This is a genomic window from Gracilibacillus halophilus YIM-C55.5, assembly GCF_000359605.1.
Taxonomy (GTDB): Bacteria; Bacillota; Bacilli; order Bacillales; family Amphibacillaceae; genus Gracilibacillus; species Gracilibacillus halophilus.
The window spans coordinates 71339-92258 of sequence record NZ_APML01000005.1 but is presented as its reverse complement, the minus strand read 5'-3'; the positions used below and the strand labels follow the sequence as shown (position 1 = coordinate 92258).

19 protein-coding genes and 2 pseudogenes are annotated in these 20920 nt (G+C 36.3%); 11 read left to right on the top strand and 10 right to left on the bottom strand.

Features of this window, described 5'->3' with window-relative positions; translation table 11 throughout:
* Nucleotides 1–288 precede the first annotated feature (288 nt).
* The 3 genes from J416_RS01760 to J416_RS16645 all read right to left on the bottom strand — a co-directional run bounded on the left by J416_RS01760 (nucleotide 289) and on the right by J416_RS16645 (nucleotide 4503).
* Nucleotides 289–1449 carry a family 43 glycosylhydrolase gene (locus J416_RS01760; RefSeq protein ID WP_003463478.1) on the bottom strand — a complete coding sequence of 387 codons (1161 nt, stop codon included), beginning with the start codon at nucleotides 1447–1449 and terminating at the stop codon, nucleotides 289–291.
* A gap of 2323 nt (nucleotides 1450–3772) precedes the next feature.
* The gene (locus J416_RS01740; protein WP_003463468.1) at nucleotides 3773–4285 is read right to left on the bottom strand and encodes an ATP-binding cassette domain-containing protein; all 513 of its coding nucleotides are present in this window, start codon (nucleotides 4283–4285) and stop codon (nucleotides 3773–3775) included.
* Nucleotides 4286–4329: 44 nt separating this feature from the next.
* Complete coding sequence (locus J416_RS16645; RefSeq protein ID WP_003463467.1) at nucleotides 4330–4503, bottom strand: ATP-binding cassette domain-containing protein; 174 nt, start codon at nucleotides 4501–4503, stop codon at nucleotides 4330–4332.
* Between the two features lie 568 nt (nucleotides 4504–5071).
* On the opposite strand from J416_RS16645, the gene J416_RS01735 reads away from it, so the two are divergent.
* From J416_RS01735 to J416_RS16635, 5 genes and pseudogenes are all read left to right on the top strand, one after another.
* A complete protein-coding gene (locus J416_RS01735) occupies nucleotides 5072–5449 on the top strand; it encodes a hypothetical protein (RefSeq protein ID WP_003463466.1) in 378 nt (125 codons plus the stop codon).
* Between the two features lie 46 nt (nucleotides 5450–5495).
* Entirely contained in the window at nucleotides 5496–5972 is a 477-nt protein-coding gene (locus J416_RS01730) for a DUF2243 domain-containing protein (protein WP_003463464.1), read from the top strand.
* Nucleotides 5969–6745, top strand: coding sequence for a cytochrome c oxidase assembly protein (locus J416_RS01725; RefSeq protein WP_003463461.1), 777 nt, complete (start codon nucleotides 5969–5971; stop codon nucleotides 6743–6745). Before J416_RS01730 ends, J416_RS01725 begins: the two co-directional genes overlap by 4 nt.
* Before the next feature lie 542 nt (nucleotides 6746–7287).
* Nucleotides 7288–8019: pseudogene (locus tag J416_RS16640) on the top strand (MCP four helix bundle domain-containing protein); the annotation flags it as partial.
* Between the two features lie 285 nt (nucleotides 8020–8304).
* Nucleotides 8305–8979, top strand: a complete 675-nt coding sequence (locus J416_RS16635) for a methyl-accepting chemotaxis protein (RefSeq protein WP_420805421.1) — start codon at nucleotides 8305–8307, stop codon at nucleotides 8977–8979.
* Between the two features lie 222 nt (nucleotides 8980–9201).
* Here J416_RS16635 and J416_RS01715 read toward each other — a convergent pair whose 3' ends face one another.
* Nucleotides 9202–10188, bottom strand: coding sequence for a 3-oxoacyl-[acyl-carrier-protein] synthase III C-terminal domain-containing protein (locus J416_RS01715; protein ID WP_003463457.1), 987 nt, complete (start codon nucleotides 10186–10188; stop codon nucleotides 9202–9204).
* Nucleotides 10189–10313: 125 nt separating this feature from the next.
* Nucleotides 10314–10655 (bottom strand): hypothetical protein, encoded by a 342-nt coding sequence (locus J416_RS01710; protein WP_003463456.1) that lies wholly within the window; start codon nucleotides 10653–10655, stop codon nucleotides 10314–10316.
* 426 nt (nucleotides 10656–11081) lie between these two features.
* On the opposite strand from J416_RS01710, the gene J416_RS01705 reads away from it, so the two are divergent.
* Nucleotides 11082–11921: a nuclease-related domain-containing protein gene (locus J416_RS01705; protein WP_003463455.1), complete on the top strand. Its 840-nt coding sequence runs from the start codon at nucleotides 11082–11084 to the stop codon at nucleotides 11919–11921.
* Nucleotides 11922–12161: 240 nt separating this feature from the next.
* Here the strand turns inward: J416_RS01705 and J416_RS01700 are convergent, their stop codons facing one another.
* The 4 genes from J416_RS01700 to J416_RS01685 all read right to left on the bottom strand — a co-directional run bounded on the left by J416_RS01700 (nucleotide 12162) and on the right by J416_RS01685 (nucleotide 15691).
* A complete protein-coding gene (locus J416_RS01700; RefSeq protein WP_003463454.1) occupies nucleotides 12162–12956 on the bottom strand; it encodes an Hsp33 family molecular chaperone HslO in 795 nt (264 codons plus the stop codon).
* 368 nt (nucleotides 12957–13324) lie between these two features.
* Nucleotides 13325–13705 (bottom strand): HNH endonuclease, encoded by a 381-nt coding sequence (locus J416_RS14940; protein ID WP_003463453.1) that lies wholly within the window; start codon nucleotides 13703–13705, stop codon nucleotides 13325–13327.
* 328 nt (nucleotides 13706–14033) lie between these two features.
* Nucleotides 14034–15197: an aminotransferase gene (locus tag J416_RS01690; protein WP_003463452.1), complete on the bottom strand. Its 1164-nt coding sequence runs from the start codon at nucleotides 15195–15197 to the stop codon at nucleotides 14034–14036.
* A complete protein-coding gene (locus J416_RS01685) occupies nucleotides 15194–15691 on the bottom strand; it encodes an Lrp/AsnC family transcriptional regulator (RefSeq protein WP_003463451.1) in 498 nt (165 codons plus the stop codon). The genes J416_RS01690 and J416_RS01685 overlap by 4 nt, the downstream gene beginning before the upstream one ends.
* A 112-nt stretch (nucleotides 15692–15803) precedes the next feature.
* Here J416_RS01685 and J416_RS01680 point away from each other — a divergent pair, with 112 nt between their 5' ends.
* The 3 genes from J416_RS01680 (at nucleotide 15804) to J416_RS01670 (ending at nucleotide 17631) form a co-directional block, all read left to right on the top strand.
* Nucleotides 15804–16511 carry a class I SAM-dependent methyltransferase gene (locus tag J416_RS01680; RefSeq protein ID WP_003463450.1) on the top strand — a complete coding sequence of 236 codons (708 nt, stop codon included), beginning with the start codon at nucleotides 15804–15806 and terminating at the stop codon, nucleotides 16509–16511.
* Nucleotides 16508–17341: a DUF2268 domain-containing putative Zn-dependent protease gene (locus tag J416_RS01675; RefSeq protein WP_003463447.1), complete on the top strand. Its 834-nt coding sequence runs from the start codon at nucleotides 16508–16510 to the stop codon at nucleotides 17339–17341. The genes J416_RS01680 and J416_RS01675 overlap by 4 nt, the downstream gene beginning before the upstream one ends.
* 86 nt (nucleotides 17342–17427) lie before the next feature.
* Complete coding sequence (locus J416_RS01670; protein ID WP_003463445.1) at nucleotides 17428–17631, top strand: hypothetical protein; 204 nt, start codon at nucleotides 17428–17430, stop codon at nucleotides 17629–17631.
* A gap of 138 nt (nucleotides 17632–17769) precedes the next feature.
* Here J416_RS01670 and J416_RS01665 read toward each other — a convergent pair whose 3' ends face one another.
* Entirely contained in the window at nucleotides 17770–18717 is a 948-nt protein-coding gene (locus J416_RS01665) for an ABC transporter substrate-binding protein (RefSeq protein WP_003463442.1), read from the bottom strand.
* A gap of 149 nt (nucleotides 18718–18866) precedes the next feature.
* Here J416_RS01665 and J416_RS01660 point away from each other — a divergent pair, with 149 nt between their 5' ends.
* A complete protein-coding gene (locus J416_RS01660) occupies nucleotides 18867–19892 on the top strand; it encodes a FecCD family ABC transporter permease (RefSeq protein WP_003463439.1) in 1026 nt (341 codons plus the stop codon).
* Nucleotides 19889–20889, top strand: a pseudogene (locus J416_RS01655) (FecCD family ABC transporter permease). The gene J416_RS01660 and the pseudogene J416_RS01655 overlap by 4 nt, the downstream one beginning before the upstream one ends.
* Nucleotides 20890–20920: the final 31 nt, after the last annotated feature.

Sequence of the window (20920 nt, the reverse complement as noted above, 5' to 3'; positions counted from 1 at the left end):
TCCGGTTTTCTGTCTTCATCACCGGAATGACGGCATTTTTTCTCGATTTTCATCCGGTTTTCTGTCTTCATCACCGGAATGACGGCACTTTTTCTCGATTTTCATCCGGTTTTCTGTCTTCATTACCGAGATGATGGAACAACTTTTTAAATAGATTCCTGATACAATAAGTACAAGAGATACTTGAAAGTCGTATAAAGACAAAAAATGACTACCAAACTAACTTTCATTTTGATAGTCATTTTTATTATTTGCAATAGGTAGCTTTTAGACGCACCAATTCACTTTTTATTTCACGCGTATAATCGCTTTTGCTGGATGATTGGAGAAATCAATCGTGTCACCGGGCTTACCGAAATACGGCTTCCCATCATTTGTCCAGAACAATCGCTGAATGCGTGCATGACGATTATGATCATATAATGGATTCTCTGTATTAAAGCCTTTATATGGACGAGCATGATAGATGAGCAAATCGTTTCCTTCTTCATCGACACTAAAACTATTATGCCCAGGACCATATTCGCTCGTTTCGTCACTTGATACAAAAACGGGCTCTTTCTCTTTCGTCCAAGCATTTGGATCTAGCAAATCACTATTGATATCTGCATGCAGCAGCCCTACCGCATAGTTTTCATCCGTCGCACTCGCAGAAAATGCAATAAATATGCGTTGGTCACTTTTGATCATGGCCGGCCCTTCATTGACATCAAAACCAATTCGTTCCCAATCATATTCCGGCGTCGATAGCAAAATTTGATTTTTGATCGTCCACGGATTTTCCATTTCACCGATATACAAGTTGGAAATCGTATCATTATCGACTTTTTGCGCCCATACGAGATACCGCTTTCCTTGATGTTCAAACGTTGTCGCATCAAGAGAGAAGCTTTGAAAATCTGTGTTGACTTGTCCTTTCTCTACCCATTCACCTTCTAATGGGTTATCCGCCTCACATTCCAAGACATACGGACGAATCGCCCAAATATCATCCTTATCCCCAGCTGCTACATGAATGTACCATTTTCCATTAATGTAGTGAATTTCAGGTGCCCAAATATGCTCGGACATAATGCCTGATTCATGTTTCCACCAAATCACTTTTTCTTCGGCTTGTGGTAGTTCATCAAGTGACTTAGCACGGCGTAATACCACACGGTCATATAGCGGATACGATCCTGTGAAATAATAATACCCATCCGAATGTTTATATAAATATGGATCTGCTCGTTGTTCTATAAAAGGTTTTGGATAATGCTTATGTTGAACATTTCCTGTAATTTCAAATGTCCCAGGCTGGTCTAGCTTTGATGGATCAATTGCATTCCAGGAAACATTAAACGTAGCCCTTACGTCTCCTTCCAACTCAGCTGTGACGCTTGTAGGTAATTCGGGAACCTCTCCCACATTTGTTGTCACTTCCACTTCATGTAATCGCTTTACATTCACTTCAATGTCCTCCCCAACTTATCGTTTACATTCATTATATTATAAACCAACTCATGCATACAAGTTTTTTATTTTACAATTTATATTTCATCTCATCCTTATAACTTTTAAGCATTGGGGACGTGTAACTATTCGATTATAATCTGTTAAATCAAGTAGGGCTAGGGGGCACCCCCTTAAAGAGTGGGACTCACCTTTAAATTAGGTGAGCATCACTCTATTAGATGCAATAAAGTGTCTGACCTACCTACTCTAGAGATAAGTAACTAGAATGCATCTGGCTTATTCTCTAGAATTACACATCAAAATTGCCCTTATGATAGGGCAGTTCCCGGTGGAAATAAAACCGTAATTCATTGGCGAGTCCTCTTGATGTCATCATATTCATTCTATCATTTTCAAAAAGCTATATAAAATGGCGGAACCATCCGAAGTGAAAGGGATTAAATTGATTAGATTTATCATGCACATAACAGCAAATACATTTATGTATATACCTATATCCAAATATAAAATTAAAAAGCCGATGATAGGAAGAATAATGTTAGGAGCGGCCGAGATAATTAAAATTTCTATATATTTATGATCGTTGAAATATGAAATTTTACCACCGAATAAATTAACTTTAAAAACTTAATCTGTTTCCCATAAACCTTTATAAAGATAAAATGAATCAATTCATGGATTAATAATACACTCAATAAAAGAACATAAAGTAAAATAAACTCCCTTAATAGGATAATAATGTTTTCCATTCGCTACTGAGCTCCTCTATTCCTTAATTTCTGAATCATAAAGAAGCCTAAGCATACAATAATTATCCATGTAAAATAAGTAATCAGGACTTGAGGAGTCAGAGAAAAAGTCGTGAACAATTCTTCTTCATTCATCGTCATATCGATCTCTAAGCCTAATTTCGATTTATACACCCCTGATTTATCTATTGAAAATAATGTAACCAAATAATCTATTAGAAAGAGAAGTAGATATATGATTGTTCCGATAAATACAAATTTAGTTAATTTCATCGTAAAAGCTCCTTTTTATTAAGTAGTATTTTACAGAAGTCATCAAAAGAAAGATAAGCGAGAATATAAGAAAACTATTAGAAATCAAGTATAAGCTTATAGCTAGCACAGCGCATAGTATCGATGCTGAGAATTCGTTGACAGAACTCTTGTTTTTAGGAAAGATAATACTCATGATCAATGCCGATTCAAATATTATAAATCCATAATAGGTAGTCTTTACGTAGTCACCAGACAGTAGTATAGCAGTAAATATTAATGGAGCATTTATGATGACGTTAATGAACAATGTAATAAACGTTTCTTTCATAGGAGTGATGCCGAAAAAAGGATTCATTTTCCTGTATGACATCGTTGTGCTATAATACCTTATTCCTGTAAATGATATAATTGGATAAATAAAAGCCAGTGTCGTTAGTGCAGTTAAAAAATCTTTGGTGTCAAATAAGGACAATGCAAAGAATACAATAACTATCCCTGTTAGCTTTAGGGTAAGTTTATTTCTGATTATACCTAAAAATATAAGTGACAAGTGATCCATTTTTATAGGTATTTTAAATAAATAAAATTCACTGGAGCTGTAAATACCCTCACTTTTTATGTTCGAATAATAGATCGCTAACGAAAATACAATAGTGAATAAGATGAGTGTAATTATTAAAAGAAGCATGAATGGTATATCGATGATCACATTCATTTCCTGAAATTTTTGATCTATCCGAAATCGTAAAACAAATAAATAAAAGAAAAGTAATATGACTAACAGACCGTTGTTAATATTAAAGTACGTCAACTCCATTTTTTTACTTATGACATAGAACATAAAATAAAAGAATGATAGACTGCAAAAAAATAATAACTGACAATATAAGAAAACGAGCAAGCTGAGAGCTAGAGAAAAGTAAAAAAGTTTCAAAAGAGGTACGATGATAGCGAAAATAATCAAAAATGAACCATAACTAAGGATTAATTTAAAGAAAATACTCCCCATCCAAATACTTCCATTTTCAAAAGGAAGTATTTTTAATTGATAATGCATTCTATTAGTCAAAGAAAAAGTGATGGTCACAATTAAGTATATGAAACCAGATATTATTATGATGACGTTAGTTAAACTTGAAAAAAGATTATTTTTCATGAAGTTACTACTCTGGTCTTCACTAATGAATATTTGATTCAATTGAGAGATATTCAGTATGTAATAGGATATATACACGATGGTCAGTATAATGAATAAAATGCACTTATTTCTTTTTTTATTAAAGATATTATTTGATAAAATGTTATTGAAAACTTCATTCATTAATATCTTTGTAATTACGTAAGAATCCGTCAATCTCTTCATAATAGTTTTTTAATTCCCCAATATTAATTACTATTTCCTCGATTTTATTAATGTCCTTTATCAAATCCATTTGCCCATTGCTCATCAAATATACATTCGCTTGTGTATTACGATTAATATAATCCATGTTATGTGATATTAAAATAAATTTCCGGTTTGCTGAAAATTTATTTATTAAATATTCAGTTAGTAAAAAACTTTCATAATCTAAACCATTGAATATTTCATCCGCCAAAATATAGTTAATATTCAACGCTAAAGAAGTAGCGATTTGTAACTTTTTCTTCATACCATAGGAATAATCACTTATCTTTTTATTTAATGAAGATTTTAAATGATATAATCCGATCAAAAAGTCGAAGAATCTACGATCCGTTTCTTCATATCTTGAAAATACAAATTCAGCATACTCTTTTCCTGATAAGTATTCCGGCAAGTAAAAATCGGATGGAATATAATACATTTTTAGTTTAGCTTCTTTTTCTTTTCTACTAACCGAATCAATTTCTATGTACCACTCTCAAAAGGTGTTATATCAGATATGCAATTCAAAAGAGTTGTCTTGCCAGAACCATTTATACCAACTATAATATCAACTCCATTAGAATTAAAGGTCATATTCAAATCATTTAAAACTGTATTATCTTCATATGACTTCTTCAGTTGAAATATTTTGATCATTTTTTCAATCCTAACTTTTTTTAATTTTACAATCTTGGAGAATAACTTATTTTTAATCGTTCCTAATTAAGTTTACAACCAATACCAATATCCCAAACCTTAGGCCAGTTCCATTTAACATGTCCCGAGAAAGTGTATCCTTTACTTGTACAGTAATAAGCGTATCCTATTCCTCCGGTGACTGCTATTAATACGATAACCCAGATAATAAATTTGTTGTCCACGACATCTTAATATCTTGCTTCCATTTGATTTTTGAAGGTATAAAACCAACTAATAAAGACTAATTGCACATTATTTAAAGCCACCAATAATTAACCTCCCACGCTATTCTTCAAGATGTTAAATTATAACATTAATAGAATAAATTAGAAATCAAGTACATTTTAAAATATTTATTATATTTTTTCAATTCATTATTGTATAAATATAGGTGATTCTATCCTATGACCAACAGTTGCTGTGTTTTTTGTTTTCTCCCACATAATCAAATAATGTAACCACTACTATTCATTGGCAATGGGATGACACAGGGAGACATAAAGAAGTAGGTTGGACTTTTATTAAAGTGAATGGTGCCAACAACGTATGGATTGATCACTGTCAATTCTCGGTTGCATCAGATGGACTCATTGATACCGAAAATGGTGGTTCTAATATTACCATCTCCTGGTCTACATTCGGTTTACCTGCCAGCGAACATCCAGCCAAAGATAGTGATATCTATCAATCGATTCAATATATGGAAGAAGCTTATGCTGCTAATGAACTAGACTCAGACAGTGTATACTACAACATGCGTAGTGATGGTGCGACGAAAGAGCAAATTATGGCATATGCTGCCTATCACAGCAAAGTATACTTAACTGGCTCCAGGGATAAAGATTATAAGGACTATATCTTTATATTAATGAAAATATGGATAAATTATTTGAAAATAGGATAAACAGAGAAATAGGTGGTTGAATTCAAAAAAGAAGGTGTTTCGGATTATGATAACAAAGAATCTCAAAAATCTTTCCTATAAGAATCGTAACTTTTGGTCTGGTTTTCTATTTGGTATCGGATTTGCGGCTTTTATTGATGAAGCTGTATTTCATCAATTATTGGGATGGCATCACTTCTATGATAAGTCAACAACGACAGTGGGATTAATTTCAGATGGCATATTTCATGCATTTAGTTGGTTTGCTACCATTGGAGGACTGTTTTTATTTGCAGATCTTCGTAGACGGCGAGAATTCGTGATGAAAAAATGGTGGGGCTTTGTACTTGTTGGATATGGATTCTTTCAGTTATATGATGGTATTATTCACCACAAACTAATGCGCGTTCATCAAATTCGATACGTAGAAAACGTTTGGGTGTACGACTTATTTTGGAATTTGATTGCGATTATTCTACTTGTTTTCGGTTCATATCTTGTTGGTAGCACCGTTTATCATAATGGAGGAAAGAGAAGCAAATGAATCTTATACTTATTGATATGAACGTACAACTTTTTCTTGCGTTTCCATTCGTATTACTGCTATTCACATATCTTTTTGCTGGTATTTTATCTAGTAAAAAACATAAACCCTGGCCGTTACGTCGATACTTCTTCTGGTTTTGTGGGATTGCTTTCTTAGCAATCACAATGATTGGCCCGTTAGCTCAAGAAGCCCATCACAACTTTAGTGCCCATATGATTGCGCATATTCTACTAGGCATGTTAGCACCACTCCTATTAGCATTGGCTGCACCAGTAACATTGATACTAAGAACGGTACAAGTTAGCATTGCTCGTCAAATTTCAAAATTATTAAGAAGGAAACTATTTCGTTTGATAACTGACCCTACGTTTGCAACATTTCTTAATGTGGGTGGACTTTGGGTATTATACACAACAGACTTATATCTAATCATGCAGCAAAATTTTGTTGTACATTTGTTTGTTAACATCCACGTTTTTTTCGCAGGCTACCTATTTACTACCTCTATTATTTACATAGATCCTACCTCGCACCGAAGAGGCTTCATTTATCGATCTATTGTGTTAGTTATTGCTTTAGCAGGACATGGAATCCTAGCTAAATATATCTTTGCAAACCCGCCTGTTGGTGTTTCTCAAGAACAGGCTGAGATAGGGGCAATGCTAATGTATTACGGTGGTGATGCGGTGGATGCTATTTTAATCTTTATCCTTTGTTTTCAGTGGTTTCAATTTACTAGACCGCGTTCAAAAGTAGCTTTGGTAAGTTGAGAGAGACTCACTTATTCTTACCTAAAGGTCGTCACACAGGAGAAGCAAAAATTATATCAAGTATCAATTAGACGATATGGTCCGTACTTCATTTTAAATAATCATCAATATCAGATTTCTGAACATAAGTAAACGAGGTTAGATTCTTACATACCTTTCATGATTGAATGCACAACGTGAATGTGAACACCTGGATTAGGTCGGTTAACAGCCATGGGAAGATATGACTTCTTCTCATGGCTGTTTTCATCCGTTCTTTTCTATACCTTTAATATAAAGGAAATGCGTACATCCAGATGTGAATTTTGGATATATATTTAATTTTATGCCATACAAGTCGATACATATATTGTGGTAAGTTGGCGATTCATGTCTAATTGATTAATAAAGGCTTGTTTATCATGTAATGTGAGGTGATATTTGAATCTGAATCTATGAAGCACATAGGCATACATACATATGATTAGATTACAAAAATTGAACTCTATAAGAAATACGAACCATACAACTATATCAAATAAGAAAACTAAAGAGGTGCATCAATGAGAATTTTTAACTTTAAAAGCGTTAGAACCAAAATGATAACAGCATTTGCAGCTATTATTTTACTCGTATTAGTATTAGGAATCACGACCATTAGTTTTAATAAGAATACAACGGATAAGATGGAAGATTTAACTGAAAAGCAATTAAACCTATTAATTAAAGATGAACAAATCGCTTTGAATATGTCCCAAAGAACAAACCTTATAAGAGGATTTTTACTATATGAAGATAAGGAATTAAGAGACAAATTTGAAGCTGGTGTTGATAAAAGTATTGCATTGGAAAATGAACTAGTCGAGCTTAGTGACTCTGAAAAAGTACAAAAGCTTATTGACAAAAAAGTTGAATGGGGAAAGCTAACTGATCAGGTTTTTACGGCATATGATAATGGCAACAAAGAGAAAGCCATGCAAATCATGCGCACAGAGGTACAGCCTCTCTCGGATGAATTAATTAACGCTTTTCAAGAACGGGCAAGTGAACGGGAAGGGCTTATCCATGAAGATGGAGATGAAATTATCAATACAAGCAGTGTGAACAACAATATCAGTTTAGTCATCACAATTTTAGCTGTGATTGTAGGAATGGCGATTGCTATTACCTTTTCTCAAAGTATGATGAGACAGCTTAAAACAGTCATAGGGCGCATGAAGGATATAGCAGACGGGGATTTAACCGGTGAAGACTTAGAACCGAAAACAAAAGATGAAATCGGCGACCTTGTCTTAGCGACAAATGATATGAATCATAATATGAGGGAACTTCTAGGTAAAATCAACTCGGTATCAGAGACTGTTTCAAGCCACAGTGAAGAGCTGACTCAATCAGCCAATGAAGTCATGAGTGGAACAGAAAAAATTTCTTCGACCATGGAAGAAATTGCTTCAGGCTCTGAAACACAAGCAAACAATGCCAGTGAGTTAGCAGACAATGCCACGAACTTCTCTACTAAAGTAGACGAAGCAAACGAAGATGGTGAACTCATTTATGATGCTTCGAAACAAGTATTGCAAATGACAAACGATGGAAGACAGCTGATGAACAAGTCAGTCGGTCAAATACAATCTATTCACGAGATTGTTGAACAAGCAGTAGAAAAAGTGAAAGGCTTAGACGAACAATCGAATCAAATTTCAAAATTAGTCACCGTTATTAAGGATATAGCTGATCAGACGAATCTGTTAGCCTTAAATGCTGCCATTGAAGCGGCCAGAGCAGGAGAGCATGGTGAAGGATTTGCAGTAGTAGCCGATGAAGTTCGAAAATTGGCTGAGCAGGTTTCTAATTCGGTAACCGAAATAACGGGAATTGTAGGTAGTATTCAGTCTGAATCCTCAAACGTGGTCGAATCACTGCAAGATGGGTATAGTGAGGTAGAAAAAGGTGCAAACCAAATTCAATCTACGGAATATACGTTTGAAACAATCAGTATAGCGATCGATGAAATGGCCTCAAGTATTGGATTTATAACGGAAAATCTGGTTAAGATGTCCCAAACAAGCAAAAATATGAATTCATCTATTGAAGAAATTGCGTCTGTATCTGAAGAAGCTGCAGCAGGTGTTGAAGAAACAGCCTCAGCATCACAACAAACAAGTAGTACCATGCAGGAAGTTGCGTCCAGTTCTGAGGAGTTATCCAAACTTGCGGAAGAATTAAACGGCCTAGTACGTCGTTTTAAACTGTAATCAGTGTTAAAGTAAGAAAACATTGTCGAATTTGCTAATATAAAGTAAACGGGAGTATCCAAAGACGATAGCACGGTAAGCTATGCATGTTCTTTGGGTACTCTATTTTGTAGAAATGAGAATGCAGACAAGTATTTGAACATAGAAAAGAGGAGGTTATTCCCTCCCCCAACTTACTATATTGGTGGCTCTTTTTACCAATTGGCTTTTTTAGAAAACGACTTAATATTTAAATAAGGTAGCAACTAATTCATAACCTGACCCAATTGTCCAAAAAAGAATGTAATCCCCTCGCTGGATACGCCCTGTTTCAACCCCTTCATGTAAAGCAATAAAAGGACTACTTGTTCCAGTGTAACCAAAACGATCCCCAACATAAATGAGCTGTTCATCCTGAAGAGTATAGTGGTCCTGGATCTTAAGTATATTGCTTAAAGCAAACTGAGATAAGCAGTAAGCTTTGATATCTTTGGTGGTTAAATGATTACGCTCTAAAATTTTGTTGAACATTTCATAGGTCGGTGGTAAGGCAATGCCACCATCGAATGGCAGCCAACTAATAGAAGAAACACTTTTATTTTCTAAAATACTTTTCGTTAAACCCTCTTTCGGGAATCTGATCATATCACGGTTAATCGAATCGGTGAAATAAATCGAATCGATGAAACCAGTATCTTCTTCCTCGGTCTTTTCTAAGATAACTGCTGCAGCGGCATCTCCGTAACACGCATAAGTAATTTCCTCTTCAGGGTTACTGACGAGGGTGTTGTAATCAGATCCTATTATTAAGGCCTTACTTACATAAGGGTTCGCTTTCATGTAGTAGGAAGCCTGTTCAACGGCAACTGTCATACCAGCGCAATTGGCATTTGTATCAAAGATAATGGTGTCATGATTAGCATCGATTGCATCATGTACATACGTCGCGTTTGTAGGGAATGTCGTTTCCGGTACCTGCGTTGTAAATACAATCATGTCGATATCTTCTCCGGTTAGATTGGCTTTTTTAAGAACCTTTTTACTCGCATCAATCCCCATTGTTAATCCATTTTCTTCTTCGTTATCAATAACATATCGATTTTCTCTACCCATTACCTCTAAGAAGTGGGAGATATCTTTTTTCTCTTTAAAATGTTGGATGTAATAGTCATTGTTTACTACTTTTTCAGGATGGTAGATTTCTACGTCTCTAATTTTTATACTGCTCATTCTAGTTGAGTCTCCCCTTTATCTCATTATGATAGTGAAAAATATAAGCGATAACTGATATATATATTCTCGCAAAAAAAGGAAAAACAAACGAAAGTGCTTTCCCCACAACTGGCCCCATTTATTTAAACTTCAACAATTTTCGCGTTTTTCATTCCAACATTTCGTGCAAGACGATGGAGTTGTAACTTTAAGATTGCATTGGATTTCGTATTAAATTGTACGATATTAAAGCCAGACTCTTTATACATTTTAAAAGAGTTTTCCAGTTGTGGGATCATTTCCTGCCGTAAAATATCCATATTTGTACAATCAACTTCTAAGGTGAAGTCTTCAACATTTACTGCGGATACAGCGCTTTGATAATCCCGTACAAAATTTTGAACATCTTCCTCTTCAAAACTGCCACGCACTTCAATTTCAATTGTATTTTTGTCATTTACAATGTTAATGTCATATTTCTTCATGTACATTCTCCTTTGATGAAAATATCCCTATTTATTTCCCTGAATTATGCAGCATATTGCGAACTTTTCCAGTTATGAATGAATAATTGTCTATCAATTATCATCTTGTTTGTTAAAGCTTTGTAATATGTATAGTGGGGTCAGTCAGTTCTCTTGCTTCAAGGGATCATAAACAAAAAGTGATTACCCAAGGGTATCTCTTTATTTATCGGATCATTTACTTCATTTTTTAAGGAGTAGGTATGATAAGATACCCACATTTTAATAATCCAAGCTCTGCTCCAGCCAGGGTTACTGAAAAGAAAAGTTTAATGGGTGAGTGAAACGAATTATTAATGCATCATTATAATTAGGAAATAGTTACTAGTAATAGTGTTTGGTACATGATAAGATTATGATAAAAATCAACAAGAATGGGAGAATAACATGGGGTTTTTATCAAATTTATTCAGTAGTAAAAAAAATGATACAGAAAAAAAGAGTGTTCAATCTACTAAAAAAACTACAGCTTCAAAAAAGATAAATAGCGAACATGTTGCCAATCGCAAAGGTGAAGTTGGCGAATATAAAATAAATATCCAATTAGATCAACTTCCAAAGAACTATAAACATATCAAAGATGTCATGGTTACGAATACAAAAGGCAAAACTGGTTATTCTCAGATTGATCATATCATGATATCACCATATGGAATTTTTGTAATAGAAACGAAAAACTATCAAGGGACAGTTTATGGTGGAAAAGACAGAAAAGTATGGTCGGTAAATGGTAAATTTAAAATGATGAATCCATTTAAGCAAAATTACGGTCATATACAAGCATTGAAAGCATTCGTTGATGAAAAATATCATCCATTTTTTATATCAATGGTATCTTTTACAAAACGCTGTACCTTCAAATTAAATGATACAGAGTTAAGAAAAATTGCTTCCAACGAATTACTAGTTTATGACGTTGAATTATCAGATTATATTGCCAGAAAAGTATCTATTAACAAGCATCAATATAAAGAGCCGTTTTTAACAGATAGTGAAATCCTACAGGTTTATGCTCAAATAGAACAAGCAAATATCACTGATCCAACTATAAGAAAGCAACATGTAGACTCATTGAAGAAGGAGAATAAAGAATCAAAAGAAGAGGGAGCAAAATGTAAAATTTGCCATAAACCTGTATCGGCAAAAGTCAAAGCATATTGTCTATCTAATCAGAAATTCAAAGGTCAAATCTATTGCTTTGATCACCAAAAAGCATTTGATAAGTGATTGACGTTTTGAAAAAATCCAAACGTCATTTGTTTAACATTCATTGAACTAGATGATCATAAAGGTGTGCTTTTTGCCTTGAGATGACAAATATTGTTACATCAGAAAATTACTGATACCCCACCATATATTTTAGAGCCATTTTTTAACCACCCATTTTTTGCTGCGTTTTCAATTTCTTTGATTGCTTGTTTTCCAATGCATGTCCCTGTGTTAATATTTTATTCAGATTAAAATTCTCTAATTAGTTATTTCTTTCCGTTCTAGTACTTTAACAGGACCAACTATATTTTCTAAGATTTCATGAATAGTTTTTCCCTTGCTTATCTGAGTAGAAAGTGGTTCCATTTGATTTAATCTGTTCTCCAATTCTTTAACATTTTTATCGGTCAGGGGTTCTAAAATTTGTATTATAAAACCACCTGAAACCATTATACTTTCATCAGTATCAATTAATTCTCCAACTGCTACTGCAGAAGGTATCCCTTGTACCTCTGAAAAGTAGTACGAGAAGTCTTCACCTATCTCTCCAGAAACAATAGGAGAGTCTTTTTTTACAATTTCTCCATTCTTCTGCGTCATAATTACCTCAATATTGCCTTTACCTATAATAGGACTTAATTCAAATTTTCCATCATTATCAAGGATTAAATTCACATTAGGATTTTCTACATACCCCTGAACCTTTCCTTTAGAATTTGCCTTTACAGTAATGCCTTCAATTGGTCCATCACATTTAATATGTATATTTGTCGAAACTCCATTTTTTTGCATAGATGACATCATTGCTGCAATGGAAAGAGTTCTTCCTAGAGCAACTGAAGCATTCAGAGTTGTTCCATTCGATTTACGAATAGATTCAAGAGAGCTTTTATTATCAGCTCCTATAACTAATACTTTACCATCTAAGGCAGACCCTCTTATTATATAGTCATTTTGAGATGTGTTGTTAACTTCCTTTAAATCAACAATATTGGAATTAGAACCCGATAATATGATAAAAGACTGCATAAGACCCTTTCTATTTCTTCTCATTATTTCCCCCTATATTAATGTATTTTCTTAAACTGAACTGCCAATGAGCTTAAGTATAATCTTTCACAAAATCTCTTATACGTGAAGACTCTTATTACGCAGTATAAAGTCTACTAAGAAATAAGAGTTAATTCGCAATCAGTCCGTTTGTTGATTATTAAGCAATGCAAAAATCACAAATTTAATTAATATATTCTCTGATTTTATATTGTCCCCTTAACAAAATTAATAAGAAGATGTAGCTAATAGCTCCTAATAATTATTTAGACTTACATTCAAAATATACGACACAGAAAGTCTTATCCCCTTCTAAGTCGAAATATTTTGAAATGCCCCCTCATTCTTGACAGGTTCTTAATCTCTGTATTTCAAATATTTTTTCCATTTAAATACAAAAAATAATGATATTCTAAAAATTCCATTGATAAGTTATTTTTTTGATAAGCTAAAGGACGATTATAATAATAATCATTAGTATCAACATGCTCAATATATAGTGTATTTGGGTTTATTGCAATCGAACAATAATCAAACTCTGCATGATGATTAGGGCACAGAATAATGATATTTTCAAGAATGTCAGGACCATGGTGATTCCCACCTAATGGTTGTAAATGATGACCCTCAGCATACCTATTACCACCAGGCAAAAAAGTGGTTGTTCCACAAATTTGGCATATATATTCATTTTCAACTTTGAGTCTGCCATACTGTATATGAATACAGTCAGAAGGACATCCGTTCGTCATCAAGGAAAATTCCCTAGACATATCATGATTTTAAAACATTCTAAATTTAAAGTAAATACTATTTGGTAATATTTTTATTTCATTCTATATAATTGCATTTTACAGAAAGATACTTTATCTAAAAACTTCATATTAAGTAAACTATAATTAAAGGATTATTAAATTCATAAAAAGATTCCATTCGAGTTGAATGGAATCTTTTTATCGGTCACTTATTCGGATGTTATTATAATGAATAGGCGGATCATACCTTGATACAACAAGGTTTCAAAACCTAAATTACATCATGCCGCCCATTACAGAAAAAACTAGCAGCTCACACTGCTAGCTAGATATACTTCTGGACAAATTCACTCATTCGTGTGATTGCCTCATCTAATTGTTTTAATGATGTTGCATAAGAGCAACGAATATATCCTTCACCGCTATCACCAAAGACGTGTCCTGGTACTACGGCGACTCGTTGTTCTTCCAATAGCTTTTGGGCAAATTCTTCTGACGTCAAGCCTGTTTCTTTAATCGACGGGAAGACGTAAAAAGCGCCACCTGGCGTATGACAACTTAATCCCATTTCATTGAACGATTTCACGATAAAATTACGGCGTTGGCGATAGCTTGACTTCATTTCAATGACGCTTTCATTACCGTTACGAAGTGCTTCAATCGCGCCATGTTGAGCCATTGTAGGAGCACACATCATCGTATATTGATGAATTTTCGTCATAGCTTGGATGATTTCTTCTGGACCTGCTGTGTAGCCTAAACGCCAACCGGTCATCGCAAACGCTTTGGAGAAACCGGAAATTAAAATCGTCCGCTCCTTCATGCCATCTACAGCTGCCAAACTGGTTGCTGCTTGATCGTAAGATAATTCTACATAAATTTCATCAGAAATCGCTAATATATCATGTTTCTTCAGTACAGCAGCAATGCCTTCTAATTCCTCAGGTGACAGTACTGTTCCCGTTGGGTTATTGGGACTGCATAACACAATCGCTTTCGTACGATCAGTAACGACTTCTTCAATTTGACTTGGTGTTACTTTAAATTCATTTTCTGGCTTGGTATCAATGACTTTCACCACACCACCAGCAAGCCCAACAGTTGGTGCATAAGAGACAAAGCTAGGCTCAACGACGATAACTTCATCGCCTGGATTCAGAATCGCACGTAAAGCTAAATCAATCGCTTGACTCGCCCCTACGGTAACTAATACCTGCGTCTCTGGCTGGTACGTAACCGTAAACGTTTGGCGTAAATATTCGCTAATTTCTTCTCGTAATTCTGGCAATCCCGCATTTGCTGTATAAGCGGTATACCCTTGTTCTAACGAATGATAACTAGCTTCAATCACATTCCATGGTGTCACAAAGTCTGGTTCTCCGACACCAAGAGAAATCACATTCTCCATTTGGGAAGCAACATCAAAGAACTTTCGAATGCCTGATGGTTTTAATGTCTGGACGTGGTCTGCTAAATAGGATGAACTCATGGCGACACCATAATCCTTTTATCTTGGTCATCATCTTCATCAAAGATAATGCCATCGTGTTTATACTTTTTCAAAATAAAATGAGTGGTTGTGGAAAGCACCGTATCTAACGTAGATAATTTTTCTGAAACAAAACGGCTCACTTCCATCATCGTTTTGCCTTCCACTGATATACTTAAATCATAAGCCCCAGACATTAAATAAACCGCCTTAACCTCAGGAAAACGATAAATACGAGAAGCAATTTTATCAAAGCCTACTCCTCTTGCTGGTGTCACTTTTACGTCAATAAGAGCAGCTACGCCTTCATATTCGTAAACATTTGACCAGTCAACCAATGTTGAATAGCCAAGAATCGCATTTTCTTTTTCTAATTTGGCAATCATTTGTTCAACTTCATCAGCTGATACATCAAGCATTTTGCCAATCGTTTCAGCATCAAGTCTTCCATTCTTTTCTAACAATTTCAGCAATTCAATTTCTTTTTCATTCAACTGATTCACCTTCTTTACCCTTGAAGTATACACTATTTTCAACGACATAATTAATCTTACTACAATTCATATCAAAGTTAAACCACTATGAAAGAAAGGAGTTGTGCGGATCGTGTCTTATCAACAATTGATAGCCAACCTTGGCATTGGTTACGCCCATCCTGGTGGAAGCGATACAACGAAAAAATGGACAGAGGAGCTCGATATATCCGCTTTCTCTCATATTTTAGAAGTGGGCTGTGGCATCGGCGAAACGGCAAAACAACTCACTCGACTGACAAACGCGCCGATTACAGCAATTGATCATGATGAACAAATGATTCACATGGCGAAAACGAACACTCATCATTATCCCCAAATCATGATCAAACAAGCTGATGTGCATCAACTACCATACGCAGATCAAAGTTTTGACTTCATCATTGCTGAATCGGTTCTGTCGTTTACCAACACATCACAAAGCATGAAAGAACTCGCGCGCCTTATTATCCCTCAAGGAACGATGGTTTTTGTAGAAATGACGGCTAGCGATACGTTAACCGATGCAGATAAACAATTAATTGAAGATTTTTATGACATTCCTTCCTTACACACTTATGAAGAATGGGCATCCATCTTTCGCCAGCATGATTGTACCATCCAGCATTTTGAATATCTCGATAAGCAATTGAAAGGCGAATGGTTGCAAAAGAATGAGAACTTCCAATGGGATGAAGACGCCTTCGAAACATTACGTACACACCAGATCATTAACGCAACATATCATGATCAACTCGCAGCGGGATTGTATGTAGTAAAGCCATCGGAGGGAGCAACGTGAGTATTAAACCAACCGAAAAATGGCTCGCTGACTACACCCGACAAATCGAAACAAGAGCAATGGAACCTGCGAGAGCACAGATTCAATCCATCTGCCAACCATTACAACACTATTTTCAACAAACAGATGCGACAACGATTCAACAGCATTTCATTCGTCACGGTTTATTTTCTCCAACTGTTCATGATAAACACATGATTCAAAAATGGGTAAAGCGAAACTACCGACGAGTTGTGAACAAATTGTTTCAGAAACTTCGCAAACAATGGAACGGGCCAGATACAACTGTTTTTATCCTCCCTTCTGATGAACGGAGTCATGAATTACGAGAGTGGTTTCATGGGAACGCTGGATTAAGTTTTCAAGATAAGGTATTTCTTTTTGTCAGTACAACCGCATCAAGCAAACAGTTGGCAGCGGTATTGATTCATGAATATAACCATACATGCAGGCTTCATTATTTAAGCAAAGAAGACGATGCGTTTGATGTAACGGATGCCATTTTGTTAGAAGGGATTGCCGAGTATACGGTAAGACAAATCCTCGGGGCCGACTATGGCAATCAATGGTTGGAGAAGTTTAGCGCACAAGAAGCACAAACGTTATGGCAAAAATGGATTCAGACTCAACAGCACATCACCCGTTTTCATCCTTTACACGACAAAATCATGTATGGTGGCGGCACACTACCTAAAAACTTCGGGTATCATATGGGTTATCATATCATTCGGCACTATTGCCAGAAGCACCAATGTTCCATAAAACAATTGCTCTATACGCACAATGAAGACATTTTAGAAAGCTTTACGGATGACAAAGCGAACAATTAGGGCGTATCTCCCTTGGCATTTGTCCACGCAATCCTAGTGATGTTCACATAGTCTACTATTACGCTAGGATGAAAGGAGTTACGTCTATGTCACAAAGACACTATGATATGTGTTGTAAAAACATCGGTCGACCGGCGAAAATCGTTACCCATGATGGAAAAATGCATAAAGGTGTGATTAAAAGAGTGACACCGTCTCGCGTCTTCATTGAACCACTTGGCGCAAGTCCAGGCGGATATGCTGGGGCTATTATGGTCCTTATGGAGGATACGGCCGGGGACTTGGACTAGGTATTGCTTTAGGCGCCATCGCTACCGTTGCATTCTTGCCATTTTTCTTCTGGTAAATCAAAAAGGGAACGACCGCGAATCGCCAGTCGTTCCCTGTTTATATTCATGAGGTTTATATGCATAATGTTCGATCCAACATTATGATTCATCGGTAAAAACGTCCACGACTTCATCGAGGGTTTGTTCATAAGCGATAATGCCTTTATTGGTCCAGTTACTTTGGTCTTCGATGTGATATACTTGCTCATTTTGGACTGCAGGGAGATTTTGATAAATGCTACTGTTTTCTAATGTTTCCATGCCAGCTGCATCCTCTTTGCCAAGTAAGAATAGATGATCCGCTTGTAGTTCAGATAATTTTTCTAATGAGATAGGATCCCAATTCTCACCGGCTTCACCTAACTCCTTCGTTACATCAGACGGCGTTAGACCTACATCTTGATAAAGCACTTTAGCTGCGTGACGATCTTCTTCAAACATAAAGTATTGATCACCGCTTACCCAAATCATCGCTACGGTCTCATCTGCCACTTCATCAGATAATGTTTCCTTTGCTTGCGTAACATGCTCATCATAAGCCGCTAAGCGTTCTTCTGCTTCATCTTCTTTATCCAATAGTTTGCCGACAGTAAGTACTTGCTCTCGCAGATCCGCATGTACGCTTGGTTCAAACACATATGTCGGTGCGATATTTTCATAATCCTCGAGTTGACCTGCCATAGAATCCAACGCACTTAAAATAATTAAATCTGGATCATGACTTAATACAGACTCAGGCGGTAAATCCCACTCAATTTTTTCAACGCCTTCTAAATCATCTTGTAAATAATTTTGTACCGTATCCCCGATTGCCCATTGAGCCACTGGTTTAACACCTAGGGCCACCAATGTATCTTCCATATACGGTGCGATGACTCGTTCAGGGACAGCATCTAATTCAACACCATTTTGGCCTGATACGATAATAGGATCGGATGTATTGGTCGACTCACCCTCACCATCGGTTTCTTCTTGTCCGTTATTATTACCACAAGCTGTTAAGAACAACACGAAGCCCATGGCAAGCAACACAATATATTTCTTCATCGGTGCATCATTCCTTTATTTATGATAAATTCCCTAACGAATATGATAATCATTTTCAATTAAAAATTCAAGCATTTCTTTTCAACTATTGATGAATGTTTGATTTGCCGATATACTACCTCTATCATCGTTTATGAGAAGGGATATGCATGCAAGAAACGAACCGATTAAAGAGCCGTCCACAACGGTTCAATCTGATCTTTATCATCATCGGGTTTGTATTGTTATTTTTCGCCCTTATGGCTTCCATTACGTACGGGGCGACTGATATTAATATAACAACCGTTTGGAATAGTATATTTCAATTTCATCAAGAAAATTCAGAACATCTTGTTATACGTGATATTCGATTACCTAGAGGGATTGGGTCCGTTTTTGTTGGAGCTTTCCTCGCCACAGCAGGTGCCATTATGCAGGGAATGACAAGAAATCCCTTAGCTTCACCTTCGATTATGGGGGTAACCGATGGGGCTGCATTTGGGCTAGTCATAGCACTTGCTTTCTTTCCATCTCTTTCAAATATGGGACAAACTTTCGCTGCGTTTATTGGAGCTGGACTTACTGTTATTGCCGTTTTTATGATCGGAAATGCATCAAGAGGTGGATTAACACCTGTAAAACTCGCGTTAGCTGGTGTAGCAATTGGGACCTTTGTACAATCCTTTACGTCGATTATCTCCTTACACTTCCAATTAGAAAAACAGTTAAGCTTTTGGATTGCTGGTGGCTTAGCGAATACAACATGGACTTCCGTTTATGTTCTAGGCATCACTGGTAGTATCGGATTTATTCTAGCGCTATTGATTGCACATTCATTAACACTTTTATCGCTCGGAGACGATGTCGCTTCAGGGCTCGGTCAAAGAAATGTGTGGATCAAATTCGTTGCGATTATTGCCGTATTTATATTAACAGGGGCAGCCGTCACAACTGCCGGAGCCGTCGGTTTTATTGGCTTGATTGTTCCTCATATCATGCGCTTTCTTGTTGGCACTGATTACCGTTGGATTATTCCGTCATCGGCTATTTTTGGTGCGCTTCTATTAGTCATCGCTGATATCTTAGCGCGAACGGTCAACGCTCCTTTTGAAACGCCTGTGGGAGCGATCACCTCAATTATCGGTGTGCCATTTTTCCTTTATTTAGCGCGAGGGAGAGGCGGTGCAAATATATGAGAAAACAACGATTCATCTTGATTCTTATATTATGTACAACAGCAATTATCATTAGCAGTCTCATCAGTTTAAATGTGGGCACGATGAACATTTCCCCGCTCGAAGTATGGCAAACCATTACAGGTAATGGCACTGAGGATCAAGCACTCGTTCTCTTTCAATTTCGACTGCCTGGTATTTTGCTAGCTATATTAATCGGGGCTGGACTCGCGACTTCAGGTGCTGTCTTACAATCGATTACGCAAAATGAGCTGGCTGAACCTGGTATTATCGGGATCAATGCAGGGGCAGGCTTTTCTATCGTATTGTTTATCTACTTTTTTCAAGGTGAGATGAACACTGATTCTTTGATTTCAGTGTTTTCGATGCCTGGTTTTGCTTTTCTTGGGGCATTAGTGGCAGCCGTCGTGATTTACGTACTGTCATGGCGAGAAGGAATTAGCCCAGTACGACTGATTTTAGTGGGTATCGGCGTCAATGCAGCATTTCAAGCGGCACTGATCATTTTTCAACTCAAAATGGATCCACAAGACTTTCGTCAAGTGACAGTCTGGCTATCGGGTGATATTTGGAATACGAGTTGGATGTTTGTCTGGGGATTACTGCCATGGATGATCTTACTGATTCCGATCGTGATTTGGAAATATCATGCCTTAAATGTGATGACATTGACGGATGCTGTCGCTTCAAGCTTGGGGGCTCGAGTGGAGAAAGAACGATTGATTCTTCTAGTGCTGGCAGTGTCCTTAGCTGGTGCTTCAGTTGCAGCTGGTGGCGGCATTGCTTCTTAGGGTTAGTCGCACCGCATATTGCAAGAAAACTCGTCGGTCCGATGCATCAATATATGATTCCTGTCGCGACGTTAATTGGTGCCTTTATCTTAGTAACAGCAGATATTTTAAGCGAGAACTTACTGTCACCCACTTCGCTTCCCGTCGGTGTCATCATTGCCTTATTAAGCGCACCTTACTTCATTTATCTGTTATTAAAATCATAGACATGAAAAACGCCTCCATTTCGTACTAGGT